We start from the raw sequence: 3,926 nt of genomic DNA on the forward strand, positions 1-3,926 counted from the left end.
GCCATTCGCATCGGTACAGCTCTGCAGGATGCCGCCGAATGTGGCGCTGAGTTCCTGAGTTCTCTGACAGTAAGTGACTTCACCAGGGGCCGCGACCTTGCCATCCACCAGCACGCGAACCATCACAGCCGCCGAGGCCGAGGACGTATCCTTGGTGCCGCCTTTGCTCTTTACAGTCGTCTTGGTCAGAAGACCGCATTCCAAAGACATATCAATAAAAAGGGAACGGTTCGACGTTTTCAGCTGCTGGCTCAGGATCGTGGTATAGTTCACGTCGCCCTGGTCCATAATCGCGATATCGCTGAAGGCAGCGGTCGCTTTCGCGGCAGGAATGGATGCGGTGCCGCCGGAAGACGGTCTCAGCGCGGCGGAATCCTCGCTCTTTTTCTGACCGCTGAGGCTGCGCAAAGACAGGTTGTCACGGCCGCAGTTGGTCATGAAGGTGGAAACTGCGAGAATAGCAAGGATGCGGGCGCAGTGAGCCGAAAAGTTTGTCATACCTGGTTCCCTTTCTCTATGGCGTCGATGCCGTGTACAAAATATTTATCGGTCACAGCCGATATTTCCTTACTACAAGCTTTTTATCACTTTAATATCATGTGGTTGTATTGGATAATTATGTGCAGAATCTACACAGAAAATGGGGGAATTGACGATGAGTCTCGGCCTCGATCTGCTCTTCATAATGAACAGCTCGCTTCAGATCGGCGGCTGGTCACCAGCCAATTATGAAGTGCTCTTCACCAACCCTGTCTGTCCGCGACAAAAGTTTGTGTCCTATCGCCCGCGCAATCCACCGGCCGAAACTCTGGAAAGTTCGCGCGGACCTGTTCGCATTTCACCCGATCGCGACGAGGTGAAGCCAATTGTTTTGGATACTGCGGGAATTCCCACGCTCGGCGGTGGCCACCGCCCCTTCATTCCTGCCAATGTTTTCTGTGATCAGAGCGACCTTGAGGCCTCGACCCTGCGGGGTCAAGAAAATCCTTACCGCAAGGCCGACAGTCCCCTGAATCGAATTCAGGATTGGGTGGAAGGCACGAAGCCGGGCGACGAACTTTTTATTGCGAGCTTTAGCTTCAGCATGACGTCGGTTGGTCATTGGGTTTGTGAGGCGGCCCTGCGTGGCGTGCGGGTCAAGGTCTTTATGCACGAACCGGAATTCGGCAGCGACGCCTTCGATACGATACAGCAATGTCCCGGGTTGGAACTCCTGCAGTTTAAGAGCAGCGGGCGGCTTGCGCATTTCAAATCGCTGATGGTCCTGGATCATGCAAGCGATACCGTGAGGATCAGCTTTCAGAGCGGGAATATTTCATCGGGCACCTGGGGACATCATGAAAACTGGAATTTCGTCACGCTTCCCCGGCAGCATTGGTTCAGCCAGGATCATCTCTGCCTGCGCGATGCTCTGACCGAAGAGAGCCTGGGCAATATGAAGCTTCTCTATAGAAATCTTGATGCCTGTCGCCTGGCCCATGGTGTGGATGAAGCGCGGGCGCAGGATCCCTGGATGAAGGATTATTTCATACCCAAGTCAGGCGGCCCCTATGATGATCGCAAGGAACTCACGAAGCTTGCCACCGAAGTGGAGCGTTCGTCGGCGGTCTGGATTGCGGCCCATCATATGACCGAACCGGGTTTGATCCGGGCGCTGACGGACAAGCTGAAGGCGGATCCCACTTTTGAAGTGAAGATGCTGGTCGATGCTGAGCTTTTCTGGTCGGCCTATCAGGATCCTATCGGACAGGGACTGGCCTGGAAGGTCGATGGCAAGGTCTATGGTGAATCCGATAGTCTCACCTCGTATTGCCTTTGGGGTCTTACGGAAGCTGACGCCAGAAAGGTCCGCTGCTCACTTTTCAATCGCAGCGAATTCGACGCCGATTTCAGTCCGAAAGCCCTGGAAAAGGCGGGGGCGGAGCTACGTTTTGTCGAGACGAATCACCTTGGCAAGATGCTCTTTCACAATAAGTTCATTCTCTTTCAATATAAGACGCCCGAAAGCGGTATCGAGGGCTCCCTTTTCACCGGTGCCGGCAACTTAACCCAGTCGGGTTTTGAAAAGAATTTTGAGAACTACTACTGGATTCGCATTCCGCATGTCTATGCAGCCTTTCGCCGTCAGTTCACGATGCTCTTCGATAAGGCCGTGTCGGAAAAGGACCTGCCCCTGACCTGGGATTTTCGGACCGTGGATGACGGATGGGAAGCTTATCCTTCAGAATGAGGACAGAGGCTGGCGGGGGATTCCTGGACCTTTTTGATCTTAGGATCTTTCAGGAGTTGAAGAAGGGCCTGGTCAAAAGCCTTGACGACTTCGAGCGGGACGCTTTTGGCAAAGCCTATATAGACACCCTTGTGCTCCAGCGGAGGTTCCAGGGGAACGATATCGGGCTTGCTGTCTGGATTTCTTTTCTCACTCTGATAAAAGCCGCGCAAAATTCTATCATTGGAAATCAGGACATCTATGCGCTTCGCACGCAGCATCTTGAATCCGCTCTCACGCAGCGGCACCCATTCGAAGCGGTAACGGGGGTCCTTCTCGTTCAGATTCTTGAAGCGATCGGTATAATACCAGCCCTGCATCACACCGATGCGATAGGGCTGCAGGCTTTCCATCTTGCTATTCCAAGGTATGGTTTCGCCTTCACGGCTGAAGACTTGTAAAGCGTCGACATGGAAGGGCTGGGAGGTGAAGTTAAGAAATTTTTCCCGCTCAGCTGTCTTGTAAATGCTAATGATGCCGTCCTTGGCCTTGCTTTTCATGAACTTGAGAGCGCGGGGCAGCGGCAGGACCTCCATTTCGTAGCCGTAGCCGATGGCCTCGGCGGCAGCCTTGGTCAGATAGGGCGCAAGGCCACAGACGCGCCCGTGCCCCAGATCTTCAACCAATCCAGGAAATATATCCGTCACGAAATGAAGGACTTTAGGCTGGTTCGTCTGGGCCGAGAGGCCAAAGCTTATGAAGAATACGATCAGGCCCAATGCACGGCTCACATTTGCTCTTTCATAAAGTCCATGAAGTGGACTTTCGCCAGCATACCATAGCCCAACGAAAATGTGGCGAGTTCATTCCCCTCGTGAGATAAACAGGGGCGAGGCCTCAGATGCCAGGACTTTGTCCCTCCCCTGGCTCAGAATCGCGAAGGCCGGAATTCTTAAATAGCGCAACGCGGCATCCTGCGTATTGATCCAAAAACCTATGGCCCTATCCCGTCCTTCCCAGGTGAAAGGCAGCGGCTCTTCCCAAGCTTGAATCTCATGAGCTTCCAGAAAATCCAAATCGACGATGACATCGGCAGAACGGAGTACGGCGAGTCGTGAGAGGATCACAGCAAGGTCCCATGCAGAATCCGCGTGACTGAAGGGCGCAGGCAGATCCTTGAAAAAAATTCGATCATACCGCCTTTCACCAAAGACCTCCCTTCTCCAGCTCATGCGTCCTGTAATGCGAACATGCTGAGCGCCGTGCAGCGCAATCGCGTTCGCCTGGGATGAACATTCAAAGTCATTCCCATGGTTCATCCTGAAAACATAAAGGTTCCTGATCCAGACTCACGATCAGACTGCGGGGGTCGGGGCAGATTGATTATGAGCGGGCGCTTGGTGATCATGTCCTCACAGCGAGGATAAGGTTTTTAAAGGGCAGCCCATCATTTTTCAGAATAGCGACGAGACTTATGCCATCTCCGCTGCGGATCTCTTCACTGGGGGGAAAATAGGGGAACGCCTGAATGTTCAGTTAGGCTATGAACAGTTTTTTTATCCGGCCTCTTACGCACGCCGATTGCCTTCGGCAGCTGTCGAGCAGCGTTTCACCATGGATTTATGACCTCACGTTTCGCATCAACAACCTTTTTGACTTTACCCAGACAGCCTATGGCGACAGCCCCACGACCTGGCATTACCATTTGAATCATGCC

4 protein-coding genes are annotated in these 3,926 nt (G+C 53.2%); 1 reads left to right on the top strand and 3 read right to left on the bottom strand.

Annotated elements, in window-relative coordinates:
• Nucleotides 1–498 (bottom strand): hypothetical protein (locus VFO10_RS19490; RefSeq protein WP_325143293.1); only part of this gene is annotated, 498 nt, incomplete at its 3' end.
• 157 nt (nt 499–655) lie between these two features.
• On the opposite strand from VFO10_RS19490, the gene VFO10_RS19495 reads away from it, so the two are divergent.
• Complete coding sequence (locus VFO10_RS19495; RefSeq protein ID WP_325143296.1) at nt 656–2,230, top strand: phospholipase D-like domain-containing protein; 1,575 nt, start codon at nt 656–658, stop codon at nt 2,228–2,230.
• Here the strand turns inward: VFO10_RS19495 and VFO10_RS19500 are convergent.
• Nucleotides 2,215–3,000, bottom strand: coding sequence for a substrate-binding periplasmic protein (locus tag VFO10_RS19500; protein ID WP_325143298.1), 786 nt, complete (start codon nt 2,998–3,000; stop codon nt 2,215–2,217). The two genes, VFO10_RS19495 and VFO10_RS19500, sit on opposite strands and share 16 nt — an antisense overlap.
• A 72-nt stretch (nt 3,001–3,072) precedes the next feature.
• Nucleotides 3,073–3,528, bottom strand: a complete 456-nt coding sequence (locus VFO10_RS19505) for a hypothetical protein (protein WP_325143300.1) — start codon at nt 3,526–3,528, stop codon at nt 3,073–3,075.
• Between the last annotated feature and the right edge of the window lie 398 nt (nt 3,529–3,926).

Source organism: Oligoflexus sp. (assembly GCF_035712445.1).
Taxonomy (GTDB): domain Bacteria; phylum Bdellovibrionota_B; class Oligoflexia; order Oligoflexales; family Oligoflexaceae; genus Oligoflexus.